At 69.1% G+C, this 24,880-nt stretch carries 23 protein-coding genes; 13 read left to right on the forward strand and 10 right to left on the reverse strand.

Going from position 1 to position 24,880, the window contains the following annotated elements; genetic code table 11:
• A partial coding sequence (locus tag CHC08_RS22210) for a DUF7927 domain-containing protein (protein WP_143653307.1) occupies positions 1-2,155 on the forward strand: 2,155 nt, incomplete at its 5' end.
• 89 nt (positions 2,156-2,244) lie between these two features.
• Positions 2,245-3,102 carry a DUF11 domain-containing protein gene (locus CHC08_RS50755; RefSeq protein ID WP_218825419.1) on the forward strand — a complete coding sequence of 286 codons (858 nt, stop codon included), beginning with the start codon at positions 2,245-2,247 and terminating at the stop codon, positions 3,100-3,102.
• 137 nt (positions 3,103-3,239) lie between these two features.
• Here CHC08_RS50755 and CHC08_RS22220 read toward each other — a convergent pair whose 3' ends face one another.
• From CHC08_RS22220 to coaA, 7 genes are all read right to left on the reverse strand, one after another.
• Positions 3,240-3,704 (reverse strand): hypothetical protein, encoded by a 465-nt coding sequence (locus CHC08_RS22220; protein WP_089209274.1) that lies wholly within the window; start codon positions 3,702-3,704, stop codon positions 3,240-3,242.
• A 2-nt stretch (positions 3,705-3,706) separates the two neighbouring features.
• A complete protein-coding gene (locus CHC08_RS22225) occupies positions 3,707-5,062 on the reverse strand; it encodes an AAA family ATPase (protein WP_089209275.1) in 1,356 nt (451 codons plus the stop codon).
• Positions 5,063-5,117: 55 nt separating this feature from the next.
• On the reverse strand, positions 5,118-5,834 hold the full coding sequence (locus CHC08_RS22230; RefSeq protein ID WP_089209276.1) for an ABC transporter permease subunit: 717 nt from the start codon (positions 5,832-5,834) through the stop codon (positions 5,118-5,120).
• Positions 5,835-5,836: 2 nt separating this feature from the next.
• Positions 5,837-6,751 (reverse strand): ABC transporter ATP-binding protein, encoded by a 915-nt coding sequence (locus CHC08_RS22235; RefSeq protein ID WP_089209277.1) that lies wholly within the window; start codon positions 6,749-6,751, stop codon positions 5,837-5,839.
• A complete protein-coding gene (locus CHC08_RS22240; protein ID WP_089209278.1) occupies positions 6,748-7,626 on the reverse strand; it encodes an ABC transporter permease in 879 nt (292 codons plus the stop codon). The genes CHC08_RS22235 and CHC08_RS22240 overlap by 4 nt, the downstream gene beginning before the upstream one ends.
• Positions 7,619-8,524: an ABC transporter ATP-binding protein gene (locus tag CHC08_RS22245; RefSeq protein WP_089209279.1), complete on the reverse strand. Its 906-nt coding sequence runs from the start codon at positions 8,522-8,524 to the stop codon at positions 7,619-7,621. The genes CHC08_RS22240 and CHC08_RS22245 overlap by 8 nt, the downstream gene beginning before the upstream one ends.
• 401 nt (positions 8,525-8,925) lie before the next feature.
• Positions 8,926-9,861, reverse strand: a complete 936-nt coding sequence (gene coaA, locus CHC08_RS22250) for a type I pantothenate kinase (RefSeq protein ID WP_089209280.1) — start codon at positions 9,859-9,861, stop codon at positions 8,926-8,928.
• Positions 9,862-9,999: 138 nt separating this feature from the next.
• Here coaA and glmS point away from each other — a divergent pair, with 138 nt between their 5' ends.
• Positions 10,000-11,844: a glutamine--fructose-6-phosphate transaminase (isomerizing) gene (gene glmS, locus CHC08_RS22255; RefSeq protein ID WP_089209281.1), complete on the forward strand. Its 1,845-nt coding sequence runs from the start codon at positions 10,000-10,002 to the stop codon at positions 11,842-11,844.
• On the opposite strand, the gene CHC08_RS22260 is transcribed toward glmS, so the two are convergent.
• Complete coding sequence (locus CHC08_RS22260) at positions 11,831-12,613, reverse strand: hypothetical protein (RefSeq protein ID WP_089209282.1); 783 nt, start codon at positions 12,611-12,613, stop codon at positions 11,831-11,833. The two genes, glmS and CHC08_RS22260, sit on opposite strands and share 14 nt — an antisense overlap.
• A 562-nt stretch (positions 12,614-13,175) precedes the next feature.
• Between CHC08_RS22260 and CHC08_RS22265 the strand changes: the two genes are divergently transcribed.
• From CHC08_RS22265 to tsaD, 9 genes are all read left to right on the forward strand, one after another.
• Complete coding sequence (locus CHC08_RS22265) at positions 13,176-14,648, forward strand: NAD(P)H-hydrate dehydratase (RefSeq protein ID WP_089209283.1); 1,473 nt, start codon at positions 13,176-13,178, stop codon at positions 14,646-14,648.
• Between the two features lie 17 nt (positions 14,649-14,665).
• On the forward strand, positions 14,666-15,793 hold the full coding sequence (gene alr, locus CHC08_RS22270; RefSeq protein WP_420823581.1) for an alanine racemase: 1,128 nt from the start codon (positions 14,666-14,668) through the stop codon (positions 15,791-15,793).
• A gap of 20 nt (positions 15,794-15,813) precedes the next feature.
• Entirely contained in the window at positions 15,814-16,983 is a 1,170-nt protein-coding gene (locus CHC08_RS22275; RefSeq protein ID WP_089209285.1) for an alpha/beta fold hydrolase, read from the forward strand.
• Positions 16,952-17,443, forward strand: a complete 492-nt coding sequence (gene tsaE, locus CHC08_RS22280; RefSeq protein WP_089209286.1) for a tRNA (adenosine(37)-N6)-threonylcarbamoyltransferase complex ATPase subunit type 1 TsaE — start codon at positions 16,952-16,954, stop codon at positions 17,441-17,443. The genes CHC08_RS22275 and tsaE overlap by 32 nt, the downstream gene beginning before the upstream one ends.
• Positions 17,444-17,614: 171 nt before the next feature.
• Positions 17,615-18,265 carry a hypothetical protein gene (locus CHC08_RS22285; RefSeq protein ID WP_089209287.1) on the forward strand — a complete coding sequence of 217 codons (651 nt, stop codon included), beginning with the start codon at positions 17,615-17,617 and terminating at the stop codon, positions 18,263-18,265.
• A 6-nt stretch (positions 18,266-18,271) separates the two neighbouring features.
• Positions 18,272-18,826 (forward strand): class F sortase, encoded by a 555-nt coding sequence (locus CHC08_RS22290; RefSeq protein WP_089209288.1) that lies wholly within the window; start codon positions 18,272-18,274, stop codon positions 18,824-18,826.
• 342 nt (positions 18,827-19,168) lie between these two features.
• Complete coding sequence (gene tsaB, locus CHC08_RS22295; RefSeq protein ID WP_089209289.1) at positions 19,169-19,852, forward strand: tRNA (adenosine(37)-N6)-threonylcarbamoyltransferase complex dimerization subunit type 1 TsaB; 684 nt, start codon at positions 19,169-19,171, stop codon at positions 19,850-19,852.
• 17 nt (positions 19,853-19,869) lie between these two features.
• On the forward strand, positions 19,870-20,301 hold the full coding sequence (rimI, locus tag CHC08_RS22300) for a ribosomal protein S18-alanine N-acetyltransferase (RefSeq protein WP_089209376.1): 432 nt from the start codon (positions 19,870-19,872) through the stop codon (positions 20,299-20,301).
• Positions 20,294-21,325, forward strand: a complete 1,032-nt coding sequence (gene tsaD, locus CHC08_RS22305; RefSeq protein WP_089209290.1) for a tRNA (adenosine(37)-N6)-threonylcarbamoyltransferase complex transferase subunit TsaD — start codon at positions 20,294-20,296, stop codon at positions 21,323-21,325. Before rimI ends, tsaD begins: the two co-directional genes overlap by 8 nt.
• Positions 21,326-21,513: 188 nt before the next feature.
• On the opposite strand, the gene CHC08_RS22310 is transcribed toward tsaD, so the two are convergent.
• Positions 21,514-22,578 carry an alkene reductase gene (locus CHC08_RS22310; protein WP_089209291.1) on the reverse strand — a complete coding sequence of 355 codons (1,065 nt, stop codon included), beginning with the start codon at positions 22,576-22,578 and terminating at the stop codon, positions 21,514-21,516.
• 102 nt (positions 22,579-22,680) lie between these two features.
• On the opposite strand from CHC08_RS22310, the gene CHC08_RS22315 reads away from it, so the two are divergent.
• Complete coding sequence (locus CHC08_RS22315) at positions 22,681-23,214, forward strand: MarR family winged helix-turn-helix transcriptional regulator (RefSeq protein ID WP_089209292.1); 534 nt, start codon at positions 22,681-22,683, stop codon at positions 23,212-23,214.
• 249 nt (positions 23,215-23,463) lie between these two features.
• Here CHC08_RS22315 and CHC08_RS22320 read toward each other — a convergent pair whose 3' ends face one another.
• Positions 23,464-24,720: a hypothetical protein gene (locus tag CHC08_RS22320; RefSeq protein WP_143653308.1), complete on the reverse strand. Its 1,257-nt coding sequence runs from the start codon at positions 24,718-24,720 to the stop codon at positions 23,464-23,466.
• Positions 24,721-24,880 lie beyond the last annotated feature (160 nt).

Genomic DNA, 24,880 nt, shown 5'->3' on the forward strand with positions numbered 1-24,880 from the left:
CGTGTTCGCCGGTTCGGATCTGACCTGGACCGGTGACCTGGCGGTCGGTGAGATCGCCACGGTCACGTACTCGGTCACGGTTCGCGCCCCCGATCCCGGGGACAGGGCCATGACCAACAGCGTCGCCTCGTCCGTGCCGGGCAGCACCTGCCCTGTGGGCGGCGGTGGTCCCGCCTGCACCGCCACCGTTACCGTCCTGATCCCCGGACTGGCGGTCTCCACCACGGCGAACAAGGCGACCACGACCCCCGGCGACAGCGTACGGTTCACGATCACGATCGCGAACACCGGCCAGACCCTGTACACCGGGGCGGCCGTCACCGACGCGCTCGCGGGTGTGCTGGACGACGCGATCTACAACGGGGACGCGACGGCCACGACCGGCGGTGTCGTGTTCGCCGGTTCGGATCTGACCTGGACCGGTGACCTGGCGGTCGGCGCGACCGCGACCGTCACCTACACGGTGACGGTCAACGACCCCAGCACCGGGGACAAGGTCATGAGCAGTGTCGTCGCCTCGTCCGTGCCGGGCAGCACCTGCCCGGTGGGCGGCGGTGGTCCCGCCTGCACCGCCACCGTCACCGTCCTGATCCCGGCGCTGAGCATCACCCAGACAGCCGACGCGGCGACCACGACCCCCGGAGGCACGGTCGTCTACACGATCGCGCTCACCAACACCGGGCAGACGGACTACGCCGCGGCCACCGTCGTCTCCGCGCTCGACGGGCTGTTCCCGGACACGATCTACAACGGTGACGCGACCGCCACCACCGGCACCCTCGACTACACGGCGCCGAAGCTGACCTGGACCGGTGCTCTCGCCGTCGGCGCCAGCGCCACGATCACCTACTCCGTCACGGTGAAGGACCCCGACCCCGGTGACAAGGCCCTGACCAGCAACGTGACCTCGCCGACCCCGGGCAGCACCTGCCCGGTGGGCGGCACCGACCCCGCCTGCACGACGTTCGTGCGGGTCCTCGTGCCGGCACTGACGATCACTAAGGCCGCCGACACCGCCGTCGTCGTCGCCGGCAGCGCCGTGCACTACACGGTGACGATCGCCAACACCGGAGAGACTCCCTACGCCGGTGCCACGGTCACCGACGCGCTGGCCGGCGTGCTCGACGACGCCGTCTACCAGAACGACGCGACCGCCTCCGCCGGTACGGTCACCTACGCCGCGCCGGTGCTGACCTGGAACGGTGATCTCGCGGTCGGTGAGATCGCCACAGTCACCTACTCGGTGGCCGTCACCTATCCCGCCTCCGGCGACCGCGTCCTGAACAACGCCGTCGCCTCCGCCGAACCCGGTTCCACCTGTCCCGACGCAGGGACCGATCCCGGCTGCGCCGCGACCGTCACCATCCTCGTCCCGGCGCTGACCATCACCATGACGTCGGACACCAACGGTGACATCGTGGCGAGCGGCACCGTCCACTACACGATCGTGGCCGCCAACACCGGTGAGGCCCCCTACGCCGCCGCGACGCTCAGTGCCCTGCTGGCGGGAGTGCTCGACGACGCGACGTACAACGGGGACGCGGCCGCCTCCGGCGGCGTCCTCTCCTTCGCCGGCACCACCCTGGACTGGACGGGTGCGCTGCCCGTGAACGCGACCGCGGTCATCACCTTCAGCGTCACCGTCAACGCCCTGGTCACCGGTGACGGGGTCCTCGACGCCCAGGTCACCTCGGCGGTGACCGGTAGCACCTGCCCCGTGGGCGGCACCGATCCCGGGTGCTTCAGCTCGATCACCGTGACACCCACGAGCATCGCCATGACGGATCTGATCAACGAGTTCACGCTGACAGGCATGCCGAACACGACCGTGCGTGGCACGGAGGTGGTGACGATGACCGTCACCACGAACAGCGTCAACGGCTACACCGTCACCGCGCGGGCGAACTCTTCCGAGCTCGTCCCCGCGACGCCCGGCGTGACCGACCGCATCCCGGTCGCGAACCTGCGCGTCCGCGAGAGCGGCACCTCGGCCTTCTCGCCGCTCTCGGCGACGACCCCGGTCGTCGTCCACCAGCAGTCCGGTCCTTCGGCACCCGGTGGGGACGCCATCGGCAACGACTACGAGGTGGACATTCCCTTCGTCGCGGCCGATCGCTACTCCACAACGATCGACTACGTCGCGATAACCCCGTGACCTGCCGTCTCCCTCCGCACCACCACAGATCATCCACCTCTGTACATGACCGAATCATTCATTTCTATGTGAAACGCGAAGGAGAAGCCATGACAGGCACCTCTCACACCGGCGCCGCGCGGCGTGCCGCCGTCGCCTGCGGACTCGGCGTGATTCTGGCCGCCGTCCTCGCAGGCCCCTCCTCGGCGGCGCCCTCGCCGGATCCGTCGCCGGGGGGCGGTGACCAGAAGACGGCGACCAGAGAGGGGACCGGTGGGAAGGCAACCGCCGGAGAGAAGGCAGGCGGGAGGGCAGCCGCCGGAGATAAGGCGGATGCAGGAAGAGCGGCCGGTGGAAAAGAGGCCGCTGGAGAGAAAACCGGTGGAAGGGCGGCCGATGGAAAGGCGTCCGCCGCGAAGGCCGCCGCTGGGAATGCGTCCGCCGGGAACGTCCCGAGGCTGAGCATCAGCGTCGACAACGGCCGGACCGCCGCCCAGGAGGGGGACCGGCTCACCTACACCGTCACCGTCCGCAACATCGGCACGGCGGGCGCCCGAAACCTCCACCTCACCCAGAGCCTGCCGCCCGGCCTCAAGTTCGTCTCCGCCGACGGGCACGGTGCGGTGCGGCATGGACAGATCGTCTGGTCGGCGGACGTGAGGGCGGGCAAGGACGTCACCTTCCACACCACCGCCAAGGTGCAGGACACACCGGATCAGCTACTGCGCCTGGCCACCGTCGCCTGCGCGAGCACCGGAGCGGACGCCAAACCGATCGTCTGCGCCACCCACTCCGACGAGCTGCCGGCCGGCGCCGCCGCGGCCGAGGCCGCCCGCCTGGCGGCCCACCCGGCAACGGGCACCCTGCGCTACGTCCTGATGGGAATCGGGCTTCTGATCGTGGCGGTGGCCGGAACGCTGGTCGCCCGCCGCACGAGACGCCAAGCCCGCCTGCGGCTACCGTCCTGACCACGCCGGCCTGGAGTGTCACGATCTTTCTACGGCGGTCTCGGCAGACGGGATTGTGAGGTCGCAGTCCGTACGGCCTACTTTTGAACCATCTGAGCACGACCCGCGCATTCGATGCGCGGGTCGTGCTCTTTCATTCAGGAGTGGGAGCTGAGTTGGCCGTCCAGTGTCCAGATGCCGACCTCCACGCCGGTCACCCTGCTCCGGTACAGCTCACGTTCGGCCAGGATGCAGAGGTCGCCCAAGCCGAGCTTGGCCATCACGTGATCGGAGAAGGGCGTCCCGGTTCCCGCTCCCGAAAGGAGCGACCGAAGGAAGCTCTCTCCCCACTCGACGGTGCGGAGCACCCACGGTGCCTCCCCGAGGATCACGAGTTCGAGGAGCTTGCTCAGTTTGTCGGCGTACTGCCTACGGAGCCGACAGTCCGAGAGCTGGGCGATGTGATTTCCCGTCTCGATCGCAGCGGTGACGGGCAGGACGAGATCACACGCTCGTTTCTCCTCCAGCGCTCGCAGCACGTTCTTTCGGTCCTGGTTCTTCCCCGGGACGTCGAGGAGGTTGCAGAGCACCGAGGTATCGACGAACTCAACCCTGCGACCCACCGTTAGCCGATTCCCATGAGCCGGTCGAACTCGGTGAAGTCACGAGCCGGAGCAGAACGGGGCTGCTCCAGAAGTCCGGATGTGACGACCGTGCCGAGATCGCCTTGAGCCATCAGGCTGGGATACCCGTCCACCTCGGGAAGCTTCCGAAGGTGGGAAAGGCCGGTGTCACGGTCGCGAGAGCAGACGATGACATGTTGGTGGTCTTCTGGTCCCAGAGCCGAAAGCAGCGCGGGGCTGTGCGTTGTGAAGATCACTCGGGAGGCGTCTTCCTGTGTGGCCTGCCTGACCAGGTCAAGTATCTGGGTTGCCTGGGAGGGGTGCAGGCCGTTCTCCAACTCTTCGATCACCAGAGTCGGGGATCTTCCATCACCTTCCGTGCCGCGCACGCCGAGATCGAGATCCTGTCCTTGGCGGAGCAGGCTCGTGGCGATGGCAGCGAATCTTAGCAGGCCATCACTCATCTCCCGGGCCGGGGTGATCGCCCCGTCCTCCCTGAGAGCCAGCATCACGTCATTGAGCTCCGAACGGATCACCTCGATCCCCGTCACCTCGTGTTCGACGAGGTTCTGCACGCGGGTGACGAGCTGATGGAACCGCCGGGGATCATGCTCTGCCATGTGGCCGATCACAGCCGGGAGGTTCTCGGCGGTCCTGCGGAGCTTGGTGTCGCGGCTGGGAACGTACTGCCGCATGAGGTGAGGAACGGGGTCCAGATGGAAGACTCCTCGAAGCGTCTCCAGGACGTCCTCCGCGGCGGCGCGGACATGGCGCTCGGTCTCCGTCTCGCCTGTCAATCGGAGAGGGAGCTGGCTGGTGAGTAGCCGGGTGGAGCGGAAAGACGCTCTGGGGTCTCGCCCTCGGCGGCCGTTGTACCAGGTGGCGTCGATGCTGCCGGATCCGGGCTGTGCGTCTGCCGTCCGGAGAAGATCATGCGTGTCCTGGCGTGACGGATTACGTGTCAAACGAGCCTTTCCCGACATGCCGGTAAGAGTTTCGCTGATGATTTCCGGCTCTGGACGGACCTGGATCGTGACATCGAGATTTACATAGGAGTAGCTATTGCCCACCCGATGAGCGGCAATGACAGCGCACCCCAACCGGAACCGGTCCGTTCCATGGGGAGGGCACCCCTCTATGCCTCCGCGTAGCGGCCCCTCGTCGCCTCGCCGGCTGTCGAGCGCATCCACGAGGTCCGCCCCGGTGGCCAGGCGGGAGAGCACCTCAAGCCCGTCGAGCGCGTTCGACTTTCCGCTGCTGTTGCGGCCGATGAGTGCCGTCATGCCGCCCAGGGGCAGAGTCGCCTCACGAAAGGTCTTGAACTCGGTGAGGCGTAACTCGGTCAGGAACGGCTTCATATCCGAACGCTACATGTGCGCCCCCGGCTGAGGGGGCGCACATGGCGGGAGGGATCTACTCGTCGCCGGTGAGGGAGAAGCTGCGCAGGCGCTGGCCCGCCCAGAAGACCGCACCGATGGTCACGATGAGGAGGGCCGGTATGGCGAAGCTGAGCTTTATCTCGGTGGTGAAGAACGCCGAGGACGACAGTTGGTCGGCGATCGACTGGGCCCACTGCTGGATGGAGAACTTCCGGGCGCCGGGGACAAAATTGCCCACCACGCCCTCCCAGACGAGCGCGTAGATGATGCCGATCGTGACCGCGTGCCGGGTCAGCACGCCCAGCAGCATGAACACCGCCGCGTAGGCGATGCCGCCGATGAAGGAGCCCAGGGCGAAGCCGTACGCGATCCCGGATTCGAGGTTGACCAGCAGATAAGCCGCGATGAAGGTCGGCACGGCGGCGAACAGCGCGAGCATCGAGGCGGCGACCAGGAACTTGGTCTGGGCGATGACCGGCCGGGAGATCGGCTTGGCCAGCAGGTGGATGATCGTTCCGTCGTCGATCTCGGGGGCGATCACCCCGGTTCCCGCGATCAGGCCCAGCAGCGGCAGCATGGTGCCGATGGCGAAGGTCTGCATGAGCGTGACCGTGGTCCGCTCGTCGGTGACGCCGAGCAACCGCAGCAGGAGGGACAGGCCGATCAGCACCAGGGGCAGCAGGATCAGCAGCCAGATCCGCCGGCGGCCGAGGAGCGCCCGGTAGGAGATTCCAGCGATGACACCGTTCATGGTCAGCCGCTCCTGTTGATCAGATAGGAGAAGACGCTCTCCAGGTCTTCGTCGGCCGGGGAGATCCGCCAGATCCGCACGTCCGCTTCCTTGGCGACCTTGGGCAGCAGCCGGGTGAAACGCCGGAAGTCCACGGCCTGCACCTCCAGGCCCGCCTCGGTCAGGGAGACCGCGCCCGAGGAGACGTCGGCGATCAGGGCGGCCGCCAGGCGGCGGTCGTCGCTGGAGCTGACCCGGAACAGGTGCGGCCGGTCGGTCATCCGGCGGCGGATCTCGCGGAAGTCGCCCGAGGCGGCGTGGCGGCCGGCGACCAGGACCTCGATGTGCTGGGCGACCCGTTCCACCTCCTCCAGGATGTGCGAGCTGAACAGGATGGTCTTGCCCGCCGTGCCCATGTCGCGGACGAGGTCCATCAGGTGCATGCGCTGGCGCGGATCCATGCCGTTGAACGGCTCGTCGAGCAACAGGACCTGCGGGTCGTGCACGAGCGCCGCCGCCACCTTGACACGCTGGCGCATGCCCTTGGAGTAGGTCTCGATCCTGCGGTCCTTGGCGCTCTCCATCTCCACCAGGGCGAGGGCCTTGCGGGCGGCGTCGTCGGGGTTGGGGAGGCGGTGGAGCCTGGCGCTGGACAGCACGAACTGCCAGCCGGTGAGGAAGCCGTAGACGGCCTCGCGCTCGGGGACCAGGCCGATCGAGCGGTAGATCTCGTGGTTGTGCCAGATCCGGTTGCCGTCGAGGGTCACGGTGCCGCCGGAGGGGGCCAGGAAACCGGCCATCATGTGCAGCAGGGTGGACTTGCCCGCGCCGTTGGGGCCGAGCAGGCCGGTGACGCCGGGGCCGACGGTCATCGTGATGTCGTTGACGGCGACCACGTTGCCGTACCAGCGGGAGACCTGAGCCAGTTCGATGTTCATCGCGAGGCCGCCTTCCGGTATCGCATGATCAGGGCTGTCACGGACAGGGCGATCAGCGCGAGCATGATCACTATCGCGACCGCGGTCCCGGCGCCCGACGGGTAGATGCTGCTCTGTGCGGGCTTCGCCCCGAAGATCCCGACCTGTACGGCCGCGTCCACCAGGAAGAACGGGTTGATCAGCCAGGCCCATGCGGCGGCGGTGTCGTTGCCCATCGACTCCAACGTCGCGAACAGCACGGTGGAGACGGCGGAGGTGAGCAGGTAGAAGGCGATGACCGAGGCCACGCCCAGCCCGCGCCGGGGGGTGAAGGAGGCGATCGCCACGCCGATGCAGGCCAGCAGCACCGCGTAGCAGACCGCTCCGGCCATGCTGGTCAGGTAGGCGGCGGTGGGCGTGTCTCCGGGCAGGTCGATGAGCATCTCGCCGATGAAGAGCACGGTGAGCGGTACGGCCAGGAGCAGGAACATCGCCGTCGTCATCGCCGCGAGTTTCGCACCGACGTAGTCCACCAGCGTCACCGGGCGCGACAGGTAGAGCGGCAGCACCCGGAAGCGCAGGTCGGGCGCCACCGTGTACGGCGCCTGCGAGGCCAGGAAGATCGCGAGTACGGCCTGCATGATGGCCGCGTACTCGGTGTAGCCCAGTCCCTTCTGCTTGACCACCGCCATGATCGCGATGGAGACGACCGCGGGCAGCATCATCACGCCCACGAGCAGGAAGGGGATGATCTTCGCGCGGGCCGTGCGGCCGAGCCCGAACACCCCGCGCAGGCTGTGCACGGTCAGTGCCAGGACGGCGTGGCCGCGGCCGAGCCGTGCCCCGTCGTAGTGGCGATATCCGATGTCGTGAATGACACCCGTGGACTCAGACATTGACGGGCTCCCGGAAGACGTCCTCGATGCGCTGGCGGCCCTGTTCCATGCGGATGAGAGAGAGATCGAGCTCGCAGACCGCGTCGCGGAGCGTGTCGAAGGTCTCCGGCGCGCGGACGTGGACCAGGAGCATCCGGCCGTGGAAGGTGACGGTCTCGCCCAGCTCGGTGAGGCGGGCCGCCAGGGCGTCCTGGCCCTCCTCCACCTCGACCGTGACGGTCTGAGTGCTCTGGGTGAACTCACCGATGGCCGAGGAGCGCAGCAGCTTGCCGCCGTCGATCACGATGACGTGGTCGCAGACCCGCTCCAGCTCGCCCAGCAGGTGGGAGGTGACCAGCACGCTGATGCCGAACTCGGAGCCGATCCTGCGGATCAGCGCGAGCATCTCGTCGCGCCCCTGCGGGTCGAGGCCGTTGGTGGGCTCGTCCAGCAGGACCAGGCGCGGGTCGTGCACCAGGGCCTGGGCCAGCTTGACCCGCTGTTTCATGCCGGTGGAGTAGCCGCCCATCGCGCGGTAGCGCTCTTCGTAGAGTCCCACGTGGCGCAGCACGTCGGCAGCGCGCTCCCGGGCGGCGGTGCGTGTCAGGCCCGACATCTGGGCCATGTGTACGGTGAACTCGGTGGCGGACAGGTCGGGCGGCAGGCAGTCGTGCTCGGGCATGTAACCCACGACCCGGCGGATCTCCGCACCCCGGGTCGTCACGTCCATGCCGAGTACCTGAGCGGTTCCGCCGGAAGGTTCGAGCAGCCCCAGCAGGATCTTGATCAGCGTCGATTTGCCCGCGCCGTTGGCGCCGACCAGGCCCGTCACGCCGGGACCGACGGTGACGGTGAGCTGGTCGAGCGCCGTTACCCGGGGGAAACGTCTGGTTAGTCCCTCGGTGGCGAGGATAGTCATGCTCGGACACTATCTACCGCGTGTCGTAAATTCCTCCGCCACACGAAGGAGTTTTCCCTCCTCCATAAGGGCAGGAACGCGTCTTATACGGGTGAGGATTCCTGCACTGATCACCCTGAAAGTCGCATATCAGGCCAAGGGCGGTAGACCTTTCGGACGAGTGACCGCGGTCCTCGCCACCCGGCTGATCACGCGCGGATGCGGCACGGACCCCGCCCCCCAACCCGCGTCGCGGCTCGCCGGACGAGCTGCGGAGCCCACCTCGAACCCGCATCGCGGCTTGCCGGACGGACCGCGGAGGCCACCCCGAACCCGCGTCGCGGCTCGCGGGGCGGGACTCGGAGCCCGCTCCGAACTCGCGTCGTGGCTTGCCGGACCGGGCCTCGGAGCCCGTCCGGGAATCAGATGCGGCGGAGCCGTACGCGCTGGATCGAGTGGTTCGGGCCCTTGTACAGCACCAGGCCGGCCCGTCCCCGGGTGGGGGCGATGTTCTCCACGAGGTTGCGCTCGTTGATGTCGCGCCACACGTTCTCGGCGAACGTGGTCGCCTCCTCGGCCGACAGCTCGGCGAGATACTTGAAGTAGGACTTGGGATCCTCGAAAGCCGTCCGCCGGAGCTTGTGGAAGCGGTCCACGTACCAGTTGCGGATGTGCTCGACCTTGGCGTCCACGTAGATCGAGAAGTCGAAGTAGTCGTTGACCGCGAGCGCGGTGGGCGGGGCGGGCTGCAGGACGTTGAGGCCCTCGACGATGAGGATGTCGGGCCTGTGCACGGTCTGGGTCGCGCCGGGCACGATGTCGTACTCCAGGTGGCTGTAGACCGGAGCCGTGACCTCGGGCAGCCCCGCCTTGACGTCGGCGACGAACCTGACGAGGGCCCGCCGGTCGTAGCTCTCCGGGAAGCCCTTCCTGTGCGTGATGTTCTTCTCGGTGAGGACCTGGTTCGGGTAGAGGAAGCTGTCGGTGGTGATCAGCTCCACCCGGGGATGTTCCGGCCAGCGGGCCAGCAGGGTGTGGAGCAGCCGGGCCGTGGTGGACTTGCCGACCGCGACGCTGCCCGCGATGCCCAGGATGTACGGCGCGGGCCGCTGGCTGGCCCCGAGGAAGGTGTTGAGCGCGGTGCTGCGCTGCCTGGCCCCGGTGAAGTGCAGGTTCAGCAGCCGGGTGAGCGGCAGGTAGATGTCGGTGACCTCGGCCAGGTCGATCGGATCGTCGACGCCGCGCAGCTCCTCGAGTTCGTCCGCAGTGAGCGTCAGCGGCGTGTTCTTGCGGAGCTCGCTCCACTGCGCCCGGCTCAGTTGCACGTATGGTGACGCCGTGTCTAACCCGTTGGCCATGGTTCCGAAGCCTACTGATCGGCCGGCGGCGCCCTCAGGGGGGTACGGCGTTGCCCGATGCCGGGCAGGAATCTTGGGTTCCCACGGGGGTTCTCCATAGGCTCAGCGGCCGATCTCTCAAGGTGAAGGGGGTTGGCCATGTGCGGAATAGTGGGATACACCGGTCACCGGCAGGCGGTCGAGGTTGTGGTCGAGGGGCTCGGGCGGCTGGAGTACCGCGGGTACGACTCGGCGGGGATCGCCCTGGTCGGTGACGACGGCGACCTGATCGTGGAGAAAAGGGCGGGAAAGCTGGCCAATCTGCGGTCCATCCTGGTCTCCCGGCCCCCGGCGACGGCGACGGCCGGGATCGGGCACACCCGGTGGGCCACCCATGGCGCGCCGACCGACCGCAACGCTCACCCGCACACCGACTGTGACGAGCGGATAGCGGTCATCCACAACGGGATCATCGAGAACTTCGCCGCGCTCAGGACGGAACTGGAGAGCGAGGGGCACAAGCTCGTCTCCGAGACCGACACCGAGGTGGTGGCGCACATGCTGGAGGAGTTCGCCGTCGACGGCCTGGCGGAGGCGATGCGCCGGGTGTGCCTGCGCCTGGAGGGGGCGTTCACGCTGCTCGCGGTCTCGCTGGACGAGCCGGGCGTGGTGGTGGGGGCGCGAAGGAACTCGCCGCTGGTGGTCGGGCGGGGGGAGGGGGAGAACTTCCTCGGGTCGGACGTCGCGGCGTTCATCGCCTACACGCGCGAGGCGATCGAACTGGGGCAGGACCAGGTGGTCGAGCTGCGGATGTCGGGGATCACGATCACCGACTTCCACGGCCGTCCCGCCGAGACGAGGGATTATCACGTCAACTGGGACGCCTCGGCCGCCGAGAAGGGCGGTTACGACTACTTCATGCTCAAGGAGATCGCCGAGCAGCCTCAGGCCGTGGCGGACACGCTGCTGGGCAGGGTCGACTCGGAGGGCCTGCTGGTGCTGGACGAGATGCGGCTGTCGGACCAGGAGCTGCGGGACATCAACAAAATCATCGTTGTCGCGTGCGGGACCTCCTATCACGCCGGACTTATCGCGAAATATGCCATCGAGCACTGGGCTGGCGTGCCGTGCGAGGTCGAACTGGCCAGCGAGTTCCGCTACCGGGACCCGATCCTCAACCGCGACACGCTGGTCATGGTGATCACCCAGTCCGGCGAGACCATGGACACGCTCATGGCCGTACGGCACGCACGCGACCAGCGGTCACGGGTGCTGGCCGTCTGCAACGTGAACGGCTCCACGATCTCGCGCGAGTCCGACGCCGTCCTCTACACCCACGCGGGCCCGGAGATCGCGGTCGCCTCCACCAAGGCCTTCCTCACCCAGCTCGTCGCCTGCTATCTCGTGGCGCTCTATCTCGCCCAGGTCCGGGGAACCAGGTTCGGCGACGAGATCTCCCAGATCATGGACCGGCTGGCCGAGATGCCGTCCAAGGTGAACGAGGTGCTCGAAACCGTGGAGCCGGTCCGCGAGCTGGCCAGATCGCTGGCCGCCGAGCGGTGCGTGCTCTTCCTCGGCCGGCACGTGGGGTTCCCCGTGGCGCTGGAGGGAGCCTTGAAGCTCAAGGAACTGGCCTACATGCACGCCGAGGGCTTCGCGGCGGGTGAGCTCAAGCACGGCCCGATCGCGTTGATCGACGAGGGGCTCCCGGTCGTGGTCGTCGTCCCGTCCCCGATCGGCCAGCGCGTGATCCACGACAAGATCGTGTCCAACATCCAGGAGATCCGGGCCAGGGGCGCCAGAACCATCGTCCTCGCCGAGGAGGGCGACACGGCGGTCGAGCCCTACGCCGACATGCTGATCCGTATCCCGGCCGTCCCGACCCTGCTCCAGCCGCTGGTCGCCACGGTGCCGCTCCAGGTCTTCGCCTGCGAGCTGGCCGCCGCCAAGGGCCACGACGTCGACCAGCCCCGCAACCTGGCCAAGTCGGTCACGGTGGAGTAGGGGCGGGGGCCGTCACGGTGATCGCCCACGGGTGCGTGCCCACGATCAGGGCGGCGATCGCCGCCGCCGACAGGAGGAGGTCGGCCGGCAGGGAGCCGCTCGGCGGCGGGAAGGAGTCCGGCCAGAGAATGTCGAGCGCGAAGACCGCGCCGCCGGTGGCCAGCACGTGAGTGGAACGGGACCGGGTGGCGAGCACGGCCGCGACCACCTCGGCGGAGGCGACCGGGATCGGCCGCCTCCGCAGGGAACGGACCAGGAGCAGCGCGCAGACCGGGACCAGGCCGCCGAAGCCCAGCCACAGCTGGCCCGGCCGGGGGCCGCCGAGGGCGAGGTCGACGGCGCCGAGGAGCAGGATCATCCCGCCGAGCGTCACCCCGGCGTACAGGAACCAGGAGGCGGGCGGAGAGAGGAGCGCGGGCAGGCGGTCGGTCGTCGCGCCGGGACCGGAGCCGTGGCGGCGGGCGAGCACCAGCTCCGCTCCGATCACGCCCAGAAACCAGCCGGTGAAGGCGTCGAGCGGGGTGGACGCGAGAAAGAGATAGGAGTTGAATCCCAAGGTCGTGAAGGCGAGCCCCGCCACCAGCCCCGCCGACCGCACCATGCGGGTGATCCGCAGATAGTCGTGGACGATCGGCTCCGTGGCGGGGGTGACGGCCAGCTCCTGCCGCCGGGCGAACAGGGCGACCCTGTGCGGGTGGACCTTGCCGGACCACCGAAGGGCCCCGATCACCGTCAGCGCGACGGCCGTGAAGATGCTGAGGGTGACCAAGCTCACATCCCGGGAAAGAAAGATCCAAAAGGCCACTTTAGCCGGGTCCACCTGGGGTTCGGGTCACAATCCACAGCCTGTGGATAACTTCTATGGATTGCAGATGCCCATAAGTGGGAAAAGAACTGAGGTGCTCTTTCGTCCGGTTAATTAGCGATTAATGCTATATGGCGGATTTGACGGTAGCGGGTTAACGCGGCGCGAATCCGTCGAACAGGACGGACGGGACGCATCTCCTCCCCTGTGCGCCCTCACGGAACGTCGAACCGCGCCCCTGGACGCCCTCACGGAACGTCGGACCGCAACTCTGGACGCCCTCACGGAATGTCGAACCGCACCCCCGATCGATCGTGATGCGCACCCGAGCGCCGGCCCCTGGGAACCTTCACGGAACGTCGAACCGCCTCCCTCGCCTCGGAGGCGGCCGGCCGGAGCCCGCGGGTGACGGGCCGGACGGCGGATACCGCTCAGGCCCCGGGAGCCGCCCGCCGGCAGATTTCCCTGACCCGTGACGGGGGCGTCGCCATCGCCTATGTGATCGCCGGAGGTTAGATTCGGTGGAATGCGGACCGCGTACACCTCCGACCAGATCAGGGCGGCCGAGGCGGCACTGATGGCCACCGTGCCCGAGGGCACCCTCATGGAGCGGGCGGCCACCGGGCTCGCCGTGATCTGCGCCAGGATGCTCGGCGCGGTGTACGGCTCCCGCGTCGTGCTGCTCGTCGGCAGCGGCGACAACGGTGGCGACGCCCTCTACGCCGGGGCGCGCCTGGCGTCCAGGGGAGCCAGGGTGGACGCGATCCTCGCCGGGTCGCGGGTCCACGCCGGGGGGCTTGCGGCCCTGCGCCGGGCGGGGGGCCGCGCGTCGGACGCTCGCGACGACGCCGCGGTCCGAGGGCTCATCGGGGCGGCGGTCCTGGTCGTGGACGGGCTGGTCGGGATCGGCGGGACCGGGCCGTTGCGCGAGCCGTACGCGACCCTCGCCGGGCTCGCGAACGACGCGCCCGGCGAGGTGATCGCGGTGGACGTGCCGAGTGGAGTGGACGCGGCCGACGGACGGGTCGACGGGACCGCGATCACGGCGGACGCCACCGTCACGTTCGGGGCCTGGAAGACGGGACTGCTCGTCGATCCGGGCTCGCGGCACGCGGGGCGGGCGGAGCTCGTCGACATCGGGCTCGGCCCCTACCTGCCGGACCCCGACGCGTCCGCGCTGACCGACGCGGACGTGGCGCTGCGGCTGCCCAGGCCCGACGCCACCTCCGACAAATACCGCCGGGGCGTCATCGGGATCGCGGCCGGGAGCGAGCATTACACCGGGGCCGCGGTGCTGGCCGTGGGCGGGGCGATCCGGGCCGGGGCGGGCATGGTCCGCTACGCGGGCGTCGCCGAGCCGGTGGCGCAGGTGCGGGCCCGCTGGCCCGAGACGGTGATCACGACGCTCGCACCGGGGGAGGGGATCGAGGAGGTGGGCCGCGTGCAGGCGTGGGTGCTCGGACCCGGGCTCGGCACCGATGAGGACGCGCTCGCCATCGCCCGTTCGGTGCTGGCGAGCGACGTCCCGGTGCTCGTGGACGCCGACGCGCTGACGCTGGTCGCCAAGGACAGGACGCTGCTCCGCCGTACCGCACCCGTGCTGATCACTCCGCACGCGGGCGAGCTGTCGCGGCTGCTGGACGTGCCACGGGCGCGGATCGAGGCGCGAGGGCTGGAGCACGTACGGCGGGCGGCGGCGGATCTGGGTGTGACCGTGCTGCTCAAGGGCTCGACCACGCTGGTCGCCGAGGAGGGGCGGCCGGTCAGGATCAACCCCACCGGCAGCCCGTGGCTGGCCACCGGCGGCACCGGTGACGTGCTCGCCGGACTCACCGGAACGCTGCTGGCCGCGGGCCTCAGCGGGTACGACGCGGCCTCCTGCGCCGCCTACCTCCACGGAATCGCCGGTCAACGCGGACCGCTCGCCGCCGGGGACGTCGTCGAGGCGATCCCGGACGTGGTGAGATCGATCATGAATCGGCTCCGGGAAGACGGCTGACCTGCCAGACTGGAAAGATGAGCTCTCCGATGACTCCTGCCGAAGCGCGGGTGAACCTCTCAGCGATCAGGGACAATCTCGCGCTGCTCAGGAGTCACGCTCCGGGCGCCGAGACCATGGTCGCGGTCAAGGCCGACGCCTACGGGCACGGGCTGATCCCCGGCGCGCGGGCCTGTCTCGCGGGCGGGGCCGACCGCCTGGGCACCGCCTACGTCCGTGAGGCCCTGGAGCTGAGGGCCGCGGGGATCACCGCGCCCATCCTGTCGTGGATCATCCCGCCGAACGAGCCGCTGGACGAGGCGGTCCAGCAGGACATCGAGCTGTCCGCGGCCTCTCCCGGGCTGGTGGACGCGATCGCCGGGGCCGCGGGCCGCGCGGGCAGGGCCGCCAGGGTGCATCTGAAGGTCGACACCGGCATGTCGCGCGGCGGCGCGGCGCTCGCGGAATGGCCCGCGCTGCTGGAGCGGGCGCTGAGCAGGCAGGCCGAGGGCACGATCGAGATCGTCGGGCTCTGGTCGCACTTCGCCTGCGCCGACATGCCGGGAGACCCCTCCATAGCGCTCCAGCTCGCCGCCTTCGACGAGGCCCTGGCCGTCGCCGACAAGACGGGCGTCAGGGGCTCCCACATCATCAGGCACATCGCCAACTCGGCGGCGATCCTGACGCTGCCGCAGGCGCGCTACGACATGGTGCGGCCGGGCATCGCGACCTTCGGCCTGAGCCCCGTGCCCGAGCTCGGAGATTTCGGGCTGCGTCCCGCGATGACCCTGGTGGCACGGATAGCCCTGGTCAAGCGGGTGCCCGCGGATTCCGGTGTGTCCTATGGGCACCTGTATGTCACAGATCGGGAAACCACGCTTGGGCTGGTCCCCCTCGGGTATGCGGACGGGATCCTGAGGCACGCCACCAACCGGGCGGAGGTGCTGGCGGGGGGCCGGCGGCGGCGGATCGCCGGGCGGGTCTGCATGGACCAGTTCATGATCGACGTGGGAGACGACCCGTTGGCGGAAGGTGACGAGGTGGTCCTGTTCGGTGACGGTTCGCAGGGCGAGCCGACCGCACAGGAGTGGGCGGATTCCCTTGGCACGATCACGCATGAGATCGTGACCAGGATCGGTTCGCGGGTTCCACGCGTTTACCGGTGAGAGGCGTTTCAGGGGGTCGCATGAGTGTCATCACACGGCGCAAGGTCGGCATCGCGGGCGCGGTCGTCGGTGTCGCGTCCGCCGGCGTGGCCGCCGTGGCCTTCGCCAAGCGGTATGCCGTCGGCCGCATCAGGCTCCGTCCCGATCTGGAGTCAAGCGAGCCGCTGGGCGAGTTGCGCGGGCGCCCCGTCACGGTCGCCACCTCCGACGGCGTGAAGCTCTACGCGGAGGTGGACGGCCAGGAGGACGCCCCGCTGACCGTGGTGTTCTGCCACGGTTACACGCTCAATCTCGACTCCTGGCACTACCAGCGGCGCGACCTGTGTGACTCCTACCGCCTGGTCCTGTGGGACCAGCGCTCCCACGGGCGTTCGCCGCGCACCATGGACGGAAACTGCACGATCGACCGGCTCGGCGACGACCTCGCCGAGGTGATCGAGGCGCTGGTTCCCGGTCCGTGCGTGCTGGTCGGGCACTCCATGGGCGGCATGACGATCATGGCGCTGGCCGATCGGCACCCCGAGCTGTTCCGCGACAAGATCAAGGGGGTCGCGCTGATCTCCACCTCCTCCGGCAAGCTGGCCGAGATCTCCCTGGGCCTGCCCGCGATGCTGTCCAAGGCCGTGCACAAGGTCACGCCCGGCACGGTGTCGATACTGAGCAGGGGCGGCACGCTGGTGGACAGGAGCCGTCAGGTGGGAAACGACGTGGCCTTCCTGGCCCTGCGTCACCTGGGCTTCGGAGACTCCAAGAGCGTCAGCCCCACGGTGGTGGACTTCGCGGAGTCGATGATCCGTTCGACCCCGTTCGAGGTGATCGCCGAGTTCTATCCGGCGCTGATGTCGCACGACAAACTGAGCGCGCTGAGTGTCCTGAACGACGTGCCGACCTCCATCATGGTCGGTGACAAGGACTGGCTGACGCCCGTCGACCACAGCAAGGCGATGGCGGCGGCGCTGCCCCGGGCCCAGTTCACCGAGGTGCCCAACAGCTCGCACCTGGTCCAGCTGGAGCGGCCGACCGTCGTCAACGACGCGCTGCGTGACCTGCTCAAGCGGGCGGCCGCGAACGAAACGGACGACACGGACGACGCGGACGACACGAACGGCGCGGACGGCGCGAACGACGCAGACGGCACGGACGGCACGGACGGCACTGATGACACAGACGGATCGGATCGACGGGAGTGACAGAGAAGTGAGAGTCGTGGCGACCGCGGAGGAGATGCGGGAGATGGGAGCCGAGCTCGCCGGCCTCCTGCGCCCGGGGGACCTGGCGATCCTGTCGGGGCCGCTCGGCGCCGGCAAGACGACCCTGGTTCAGGGCATCGCCGACGGGCTCAAGGTGCGCGGCCCGATCACCTCGCCGACCTTTGTCATCGCCCGGGTGCACCCCTCACTGTCGGACGGCCCGGCGCTGGTGCACGCGGACGCCTACCGGCTCGGCGGCGACCTGGAGGTCGACGACCTGGACCTGGACGCCTCACTGGAGGACTCGGTGACGGTCGTGGAATGGGGCGAGGGGTTGGTGGAGGGGCTCGCCGACGACCGGCTGGAGATCTTCATCGACCGCGGCGAGTCGGACGAGGCCGGCGAGGCCCGGACCGTACGGCTTCGCGGGATAGGCGCGCGCTGGGAGGGCGTCGTCTGATTCGCCCCCGTAGGCAGGGGAATCCTGGCACCCTGGCACTACTTCCCATCTTGATATAGATCATCCGGGTCGAAGATCGACTATGGCGGGTTTGCCCATGTTTAATGGGGAAGAGGTGGGAAATCGTGCCGGGCGAGGGTCGTCGGCCGGAGTGCGAAGTGGAGTTCGACGGTGCCAGAGGTCAAGCATGTCGCGGTTCTAGGGGCCATCGCCTTTTTCGGGATGGTCGGATGCACGGCCGAGGCAAACTCGGGGAGCCCCACGGGGACGGCTACCTCGCCGGATCCGGCGATCAGCCGACAGGACATCGAGGTTCAACTGCAACCGGCCCGCGCCAAGGCCGGAGACAAGGTGTGGGTGCTGGCGAACTGCCCCATCCCTCAGGGGGGACCCGAGCATCGGGGCACCGCCTCCTCCAAGATCTTCCGTGTCCCGGTCACCCTCGATCCGATCCTGACGACGCCCACCCCCGACCCCTCGGCCACCGCCACGCCCACGGCCCGACCGTGGGTCCGCGGCCAGGCCACGGTCGCGGCGGGCACCGCGGTGGGCGTCTATGAGATCAACGCCAGGTGCGACGGGACCAACGACACCGGCAAGGCCAACCTCAGGATCGTGGCGTCCACCACGCCGAGTGCCACCCCCAAGCCCAGCACCACCAGGACCGTCATCAGCACCAGGGCGCCGGAGACGGGCGGCGGCGGCACCGCGGCCGGCGGCCCCGAGGACTCGAGCATGCCGCTCGGCATGACCGGCCTCCTGCTCGGTGCGGCGCTCGCGGGCGGCATCGGCTTCGCGGTCGTGCGTCGCCGCCGTTCGTAGATCTCGATGGCCGAACCAACTCGCTGGTCACGGATCATCCTGGCCGGAGTCATCACCGGTGCCGTGCTTGTCGCGTTCAACAGGGTCGGCGGCGAGGAGGAGAAGCCGCCGGCCCGCGCCGCGGTCGTGCCCAGCCGCATCGACATCCCGTCGCTGGGTATCAAGGCGCCCCTGATGAAGCTGGGCGTGAAGGACGGCGCGGTCGAGCTTCCGCCGTACGAGAAGCCGCAGACCGCGGGCTGGGTCAAGGACAGCGCGGTCCCCGGCGACCAGGGTCCCGCAGTGATCCTCGGGCATGTGGACACCAAGACCGCCCCGGCGGTCTTCTACAAGCTCAAGGACATGCGGGAGGGACAGGCCATCAAGATCGTACGGAGTGACGGCAAGGTCGCCCAGTATCGGGTGGACTCCATCGAGCGGGTGAGCAAGAACGAGTTCCCCGCCGACAAGGTCTACCTTGAGGACGGCCTCCGGCTGATCACCTGCGGGGGCAACTTCGACTGGGACAAGCACGAATATCGCGACAACCTCATCGTCTACGCCACTCTCGTCAAGACCTGAGACGGCTCGTTCCGGCGCTTCCCGCGCCTCACAACGGTGCGTTCTGACGCTTCCCGCATCTCACAACGGCCTGTTCTGATGCTTCCCGCGTCTCACAACGGCATGTTTGGCGCTTCCCGTGCCTTAAAACGGTGCGTTCTGACGCTTCCCGCGTCTCACAACGGCCTGCTCCGGCGTTTCCTTGTCTCACAACGGTGTGCTCCGGTCCCGCCGGTTTCAGCCGGTCGGAGCGTTGTCGCATCCGGTGGGACGCGTCCCCGGCCTCTCCCACCGGGGCCGTCCCGGCCCTTGTGGGGCAGGACGGATCCATGCCCGTCGCAGAACGAGCTAGGCTAACTGTTCGTGCTGGTCCTGGCTTTTGATACCGCGACCCCCGCCGTCACCGCAGCGCTGCACGACGGCGAGAGGGTTCTCGCCGAGTCGACGACGATTGACGCGCGTCGCCACGGCGAGTTGCTCGTGCCCACGATCGAGACGGTCCTGCGGGAGGCCGGAGCCTCGCTCCGCGACGTCACCGTCCTCGTCGCCGGCTCCGGGCCCGGTCCCTACACCGGGCTGAGGGTCGGCCTGATGACCGCTCAGGCCCTCGCGACGTCCCTGGGCGTCCCGGCGTACGGCGTGTGCACGCTTGACGCCGTCGCCTACGGCAGCGGGCTGACCGAGCCGTTCCTGGTGGCCACCGACGCCCGGCGCAAGGAGGTGTTCTGGGGCCACTACCAGGACCTCCGGACCCGATTGTCCGGACCCGCGGTGGACAGGCCCCAGGAGCTTCCCGGGGAGATCCCGCTGGTCGGCGCCGGTGGACGAATGTACGCCGAGACGGTCGGCGCCTCCCGCCTGCTGGACGCGCCCGACTATCCCTTCGCGGGAGCTCTGGCGGCGCTGGCCGCCGAGCAGCTCGGCGAGCGGGATGTCCGGGAGGTGGTCGAGAGCGGCACGCATCCCGTGCTGAGCCTGCCCCTCCCGATCTACCTGCGCCGCCCCGACGCCCGGGTGCCCTCGGCGCCCAAGAAGGTCTCTTCGTGACCGCGGTGCTGCGCCAGATGACCGTGGACGACCTGCCCTCGGTCATGAAGATCGAGCGGGAGACCTTTCCCGCGGACGCGTGGAGCGAGGGCATGCTCCGCGGCGAGCTGGGCGACCAGCCCAGGACGCGCCACTACGTGGTGGCCCTGGTGGACGACGAGATCGTCGGCTACGCCGGGCTCTTCGCCGCGGGGGACCAGGCGGACGTGCAGACCATCGCCGTCCTGGCCGAGAAGCAGCGGACCGGGATCGGCAGCGCCATGCTGACCGAGTTGCTGGCCGAGGCCGTACGGCGGGGCGCACAGTCGATCTTCCTGGAGGTGCGCGCCGACAACCCGGGCGCGCAGGCGGTGTACGGCGGTTTCGGATTCGAGCGGATCGGCGTGCGCCGCGGCTACTACGAGGACGGCACCGACGCGATCATGATGAAGAAGGACCTCAATGCGTGACGAACCTCTGGTCCTGGGCATCGAGACCTCCTGTGACGAGACAGGGGTGGGCATCGTCCAGGGGCACACCCTGCTGGCCAACACGATCGCCTCCAGCGTCGAGCAGCACGCCCGCTTCGGCGGGGTGGTGCCCGAGGTCGCCTCCAGGGCGCACCTTGAGGCGATGACCCCCACCGTCGAGCGGGCACTGGAGCGCGCGGGCCTGCGTTTCACCGACATCGACGCGATCGCGGTGACCGCGGGACCCGGTCTGTCCGGCGCACTGCTCGTCGGCGTCGCCGCCGCCAAGGCGTACTCGCTGGGCCTGGGTGTGCCGCTGTACGGCGTCAACCACCTGGCCGCCCACGTGGCCGTCGACCAGCTCGAACACGGCGCCCTGCCCAAGCCGTGCATCGCCCTGCTGGTCTCGGGTGGGCACTCGTCCCTGCTGCTGGTGCCCGACGTGGCCAAGGACGTCGTCTCGCTGGGATCCACGGTGGACGACGCCGCGGGCGAGGCGTTCGACAAGGTGGCCCGCGTGCTCGGCCTGCCGTTCCCCGGCGGCCCCTACATCGACCGGGCGGCCCGCGAGGGTTCCGGCACGGCCATCGCCTTCCCCCGCGGCAAACGCGACGACGGGACGCTCGACTTCTCGTTCTCCGGTCTGAAGACCGCCGTGGCACGGTGGGTCGAGGCCCGGGAGCGGTCCGGCGAGTCGATCCACGTGCCCGACGTGGCGGCGTCGTTCCAGGAGGCGGTCGTCGACGTGCTGACCCGCAAGGCACTCCAGGCGTGCGCGAAGTACGACGTCCAGGACCTGCTGATCGGCGGCGGCGTGGCGGCCAACTCCCGCCTGCGGGCCCTCGCCCAAGAACGCTGTGACGCGGCCGGCGTACGGCTCCGCGTCCCCAGCCCGGGACTGTGCACGGACAACGGGGCCATGGTGGCCGCGCTGGGCTCCGACCTCGTGGCCGCCGGCACCGCGCCGTCCCGGCTGGACATCCCGGCGGACTCCTCCCTGCCGATCACCACCGTCCACGTGTGATCCCGGGGTCGCCAAGACGTGACCACCGCCCACGGGTGATCCCGGGGTCGCTCCGCAGGTGATCCCGGGGTCACCGAGGCGTGGCCATCGTTCACGTATGACCCTGGCGCCGCCGAGGCGTGACCACCGTTCACGGGTGATCTCGGCGTCGTCGAGTCATGATCGCCTTCCACGTGCGCTCCCCGCTCTTACACGGAGTGGAGGGTGAGCGTCGGGTAGTCGGTGTAACCGCGGTGGTCGCCGCCGAAGGCCGTGGTGAAGTCGGCCTCGTTGAGCGCCGCGCCCAGGCGCAGGCGGATCGGCAGGTCGGGGTTGGCCAGGAACGACTTGCCCAGCGAGACCAGGTCGGCGCCCCGGCTCAGCCAGTGGGCGCTGGCCTCGGCGGGATCGGCGAACGACGAGTCGTTGGCGATGAGCGTGTTCGGCCAGAGCGCGCGGATCCGCCCGTTGAGCTCCTCCGAGGGACTCACCACGAGGTGCAGGTAGGCCAGGTCGAGCTCGGAGAGCGCGGTGACCAGTGCCGGGTAGACCTCGTGCATGTCGTCCTCGACCAGGTCGCCGGCACCGTTTCCGGGGGAGATCCTGATGCCGACCCGGGATGCGCCGATCGCGTTCACGACCGCCTTGGCGGTCTCCACGGCGAACCGGATCCTGCCGTCCACGGACCCGCCGAAGCCGTCCTCGCGCAGGTTGGCGTTCTGCGACAGGAACTGGTGGATGAGATAGCCGTTCGCGCCGTGTAGCTCGACCCCGTCGAAGCCCGCCTCGATGGCGCGGACGGCGGCGGCGGCGAAGTCCTGAACGGCCTCCTCGATCTCGGAGGCGGACAGCTCCACGGGGACCGGGATGTCCTGCATGCCGTTCGGCGTGAACATCTGCGTCGCGGGCTGTACGGCGGACGGCCCGACCGGCAGTCCGCCGGTGTTGTCGGGGTGGCCGATCCGGCCGGCGTGCATGAGCTGGGCGAAGATCCGGCCGCCCGCCGCGTGGACGGCGTCCGTGACCTCTCGCCAGCCGGTCACCTGCTCGTCGGTGTGCAGGCCCGGAGTGTTCATGTAGCCCTTACCCGCCTGGCTCGGCTGGATTCCCTCGCTGATGATCAAGCCGGCGGAGGCCCGCTGGGCGTAGTAGAGGGCGGTCAGAGAGGAGGGAATCCCGTCGACATAGGCCCGGGAGCGCGTCATGGGGGCCATCACGAGGCGATTGGGCAGCTGGAGTCCGCCGAGCGTGAACGGTGAGAAGGACATGACCATTCCTTTCATGGCCGACCAACTTGGCTGGCCAATGAGCATTTATACAACTTGGTCGACCAACTTGCAAGCGGTAAGCTCAAGGGGAACCAGGAGGAACCTGACATGGCTGAGCCGCTGCTCACTGAGGGTGTCGACGAGATCGAGACGCGCGAGGGCGATGAGAACGACCTGAGCTGTCTGATGGCTCAGGCGGCGCGTGGACATCGAGTGCTGCTCGCCGGTCTTCTCGCGGAGGTAGACCTCTATCCGGGCCAGGAACGTGTGATGGCAGCCCTCTGGGACAACGGTCCGCAGTCACAGAACGCCCTGGCGAAGATCGTCGGCATTGACGTGTCGACGATGACCAAGAGCCTGCAGCGTCTTGAGCGCAGTGGGTTCGTCAGCCGCAGCCCCTGTCCGACCAACCGGCGTATCAGTGTCGTGGACACCACACCCGCGGGGGACGCTTTGCGGCCGGAGCTCCGCAGGGTGCTGGCCGAGGCCAACCGGCGGATGACCCAGGGACTGACGCCCGAGCAGGCCGGCGTGCTGTCGTCCCTGCTCGCCTTGGTCCGGGACAACCTGTGCCCCGAGGCGATGGCGGCTGCGGCCGCACGCCCGGCCGGAGGGAATCTCAAGGCGCGGCACATCTCCTGACGGCCGGAACCGGCGCGGGGAACACCGCGTGACAGCTGTAGTTCGACGCGGGCACATCCCCTGACGATCGAAGCCGACATGGGGAACGCCACGTGACAGCAGGAGTGTGCTGCGGGCACGCTTCGTGATCACCGAAGTTTGCTGCGGGCGCACTTCGTGACCGCCGGAGCTTGATACGGGTACATCGCATGACCGTCGGAGCTTGCTGCGGGCGCATCGCGTGACCGCAGGGGGGACGCGCGCCGGTGGTCAGTCCTTGTCGGCGCGGGCGGGACGGAGAAGTGCTTCGGCGAGGGCCAGCATGGTCTCCTCAAGAGCGCCGAGACGGCGGGTGAGGTCGGTGCGGACGGGCTCCACGATCGCCCCGAGGGCCTCGGCCAGCTGTGCGCGGTCGGGCTGGGCGCGGAGCATGTCGGCCAGCGGGACGAGGGCGGCCTCGGTCTGGGCGACGTGCTGCTCCAGGGAGTCGAAGCGCCTGCCCTGACCGTCGGTCTGGACGTCAATGAGCGCGCCGACGTTCTTGTGCACGTCGCCGATGTTGAGGGTGACGGGCAGCCTGTCGACGCGCTCGTCCACGGACTCCAGGCGCTCGGCGGTCTTCTCCGCGCGGCCGTCCAGTGCGCACAGGCGGGAGTCGATCACTTCGATCCGGCTGGTGACGCGGCCCTCGATGTCGTCGAGGCGCTCGTCGATCGTGTCGAAGCGGCCGTCGACGATGATCTGACGGCCGTCCAGCCGGTCGATGCGGCTCTCGACGCCGTCGGCCCGGTCGTCGATCCGGGGCACGAGCAGGTCGATCTTGCCGTTCGTCCGTTCGACGGCGGCGAGCAGGCGGTCGGTCGCGCCGTCGACGGCCTCCCGCACGCTCGCGGGCAGGTCGAGCATCCCGGCCTCCAGGCGCCCGATGCGCTGGACGAGATCGGCCAGCGACCTGTCCAGGCGGGTGAACCGGTGGGCCGCGACCTCCATCTGGGAGTGGAGCCGGCCGAAATGCTCGACCAGTTCCTTCAGCCGGCCGTCGACGCCCTGGGTGCCGTCCATGACGGTCTGGAGGCGGGTGAGCGCCTCGTCCACGCTCTCGCCGACGGTGCCGAGGTCGGCCCAGAGGCTCGGCAGCTCGCCGAGAGGGGTGACCCGGTCGCGGACGGTGTCGACCCGCTGGCCCAGGGCGCCGACGCGTTCGCCCACGGTGTCCACGTGGTCGCGGACCGCCTCGACGTGCTGGGCCAAGCCCTCCGCCCAGGCCGGAGGGCGGACGGAGATGTCGTCCAGGCGGCCGTGGACGGACTCCAGCGTGCCGCTCAGCCCGCCGAGCTCGCGCTCCCTGACCTCTCGCAGCAACCACTCCATGCCTTCGAGGCGCTGACGGATCTCGTCCAGCACCGCGCCCTGGGTCCGCTGCTCGTAGACGTGATCCTGTGCCGCACGGGCGAGGAGCTCGCGCATCCGGTCGGAGATAGCAGTCTGACTGCCTGCCTGGAGCAGGGTGTGGTCGGAGTGATCCACCGAAAGCTCCTTCACTCGCCGACGGTCAGCCGCGCGGTGGGATTGGTTCATTTCGCTGTTGAACGCGGTCAAACCGCACGCGAGGGAGTGAACTCTCGCCCGGCAATTCTAGCCTTCTGATCAAGGTTCAACGAGGTCGAATTTGAAAGATCGTAATTGT

This window comes from Streptosporangium subroseum, from assembly GCF_900188345.1.
Taxonomy (GTDB): domain Bacteria; phylum Actinomycetota; class Actinomycetes; order Streptosporangiales; family Streptosporangiaceae; genus Streptosporangium; species Streptosporangium subroseum.

Coding starts and splice junctions, on each gene's coding strand:
- CHC08_RS22265 (WP_089209283.1), top strand. CDS start 13,176: ATGCGGACCGCGTACACCTCCGACCAGATCAGGGCGGCCGAGGCGGCA.
- tsaD (WP_089209290.1), top strand. CDS start 20,294: ATGCGTGACGAACCTCTGGTCCTGGGCATCGAGACCTCCTGTGACGAG.
- CHC08_RS22245 (WP_089209279.1), bottom strand. CDS start 8,524: ATGACTATCCTCGCCACCGAGGGACTAACCAGACGTTTCCCCCGGGTA.
- CHC08_RS22240 (WP_089209278.1), bottom strand. CDS start 7,626: ATGTCTGAGTCCACGGGTGTCATTCACGACATCGGATATCGCCACTAC.
- coaA (WP_089209280.1), bottom strand. CDS start 9,861: ATGGCCAACGGGTTAGACACGGCGTCACCATACGTGCAACTGAGCCGG.
- CHC08_RS22225 (WP_089209275.1), bottom strand. CDS start 5,062: ATGAAGCCGTTCCTGACCGAGTTACGCCTCACCGAGTTCAAGACCTTT.
- rimI (WP_089209376.1), top strand. CDS start 19,870: ATGACCGTGGACGACCTGCCCTCGGTCATGAAGATCGAGCGGGAGACC.
- CHC08_RS22275 (WP_089209285.1), top strand. CDS start 15,814: ATGAGTGTCATCACACGGCGCAAGGTCGGCATCGCGGGCGCGGTCGTC.
- tsaE (WP_089209286.1), top strand. CDS start 16,952: ATGACACAGACGGATCGGATCGACGGGAGTGACAGAGAAGTGAGAGTC.
- CHC08_RS22235 (WP_089209277.1), bottom strand. CDS start 6,751: ATGAACATCGAACTGGCTCAGGTCTCCCGCTGGTACGGCAACGTGGTC.
- glmS (WP_089209281.1), top strand. CDS start 10,000: ATGTGCGGAATAGTGGGATACACCGGTCACCGGCAGGCGGTCGAGGTT.
- CHC08_RS22290 (WP_089209288.1), top strand. CDS start 18,272: ATGGCCGAACCAACTCGCTGGTCACGGATCATCCTGGCCGGAGTCATC.
- alr (WP_420823581.1), top strand. CDS start 14,666: ATGAGCTCTCCGATGACTCCTGCCGAAGCGCGGGTGAACCTCTCAGCG.
- CHC08_RS50755 (WP_218825419.1), top strand. CDS start 2,245: ATGACAGGCACCTCTCACACCGGCGCCGCGCGGCGTGCCGCCGTCGCC.
- CHC08_RS22315 (WP_089209292.1), top strand. CDS start 22,681: ATGGCTGAGCCGCTGCTCACTGAGGGTGTCGACGAGATCGAGACGCGC.
- CHC08_RS22230 (WP_089209276.1), bottom strand. CDS start 5,834: ATGAACGGTGTCATCGCTGGAATCTCCTACCGGGCGCTCCTCGGCCGC.
- CHC08_RS22310 (WP_089209291.1), bottom strand. CDS start 22,578: ATGGTCATGTCCTTCTCACCGTTCACGCTCGGCGGACTCCAGCTGCCC.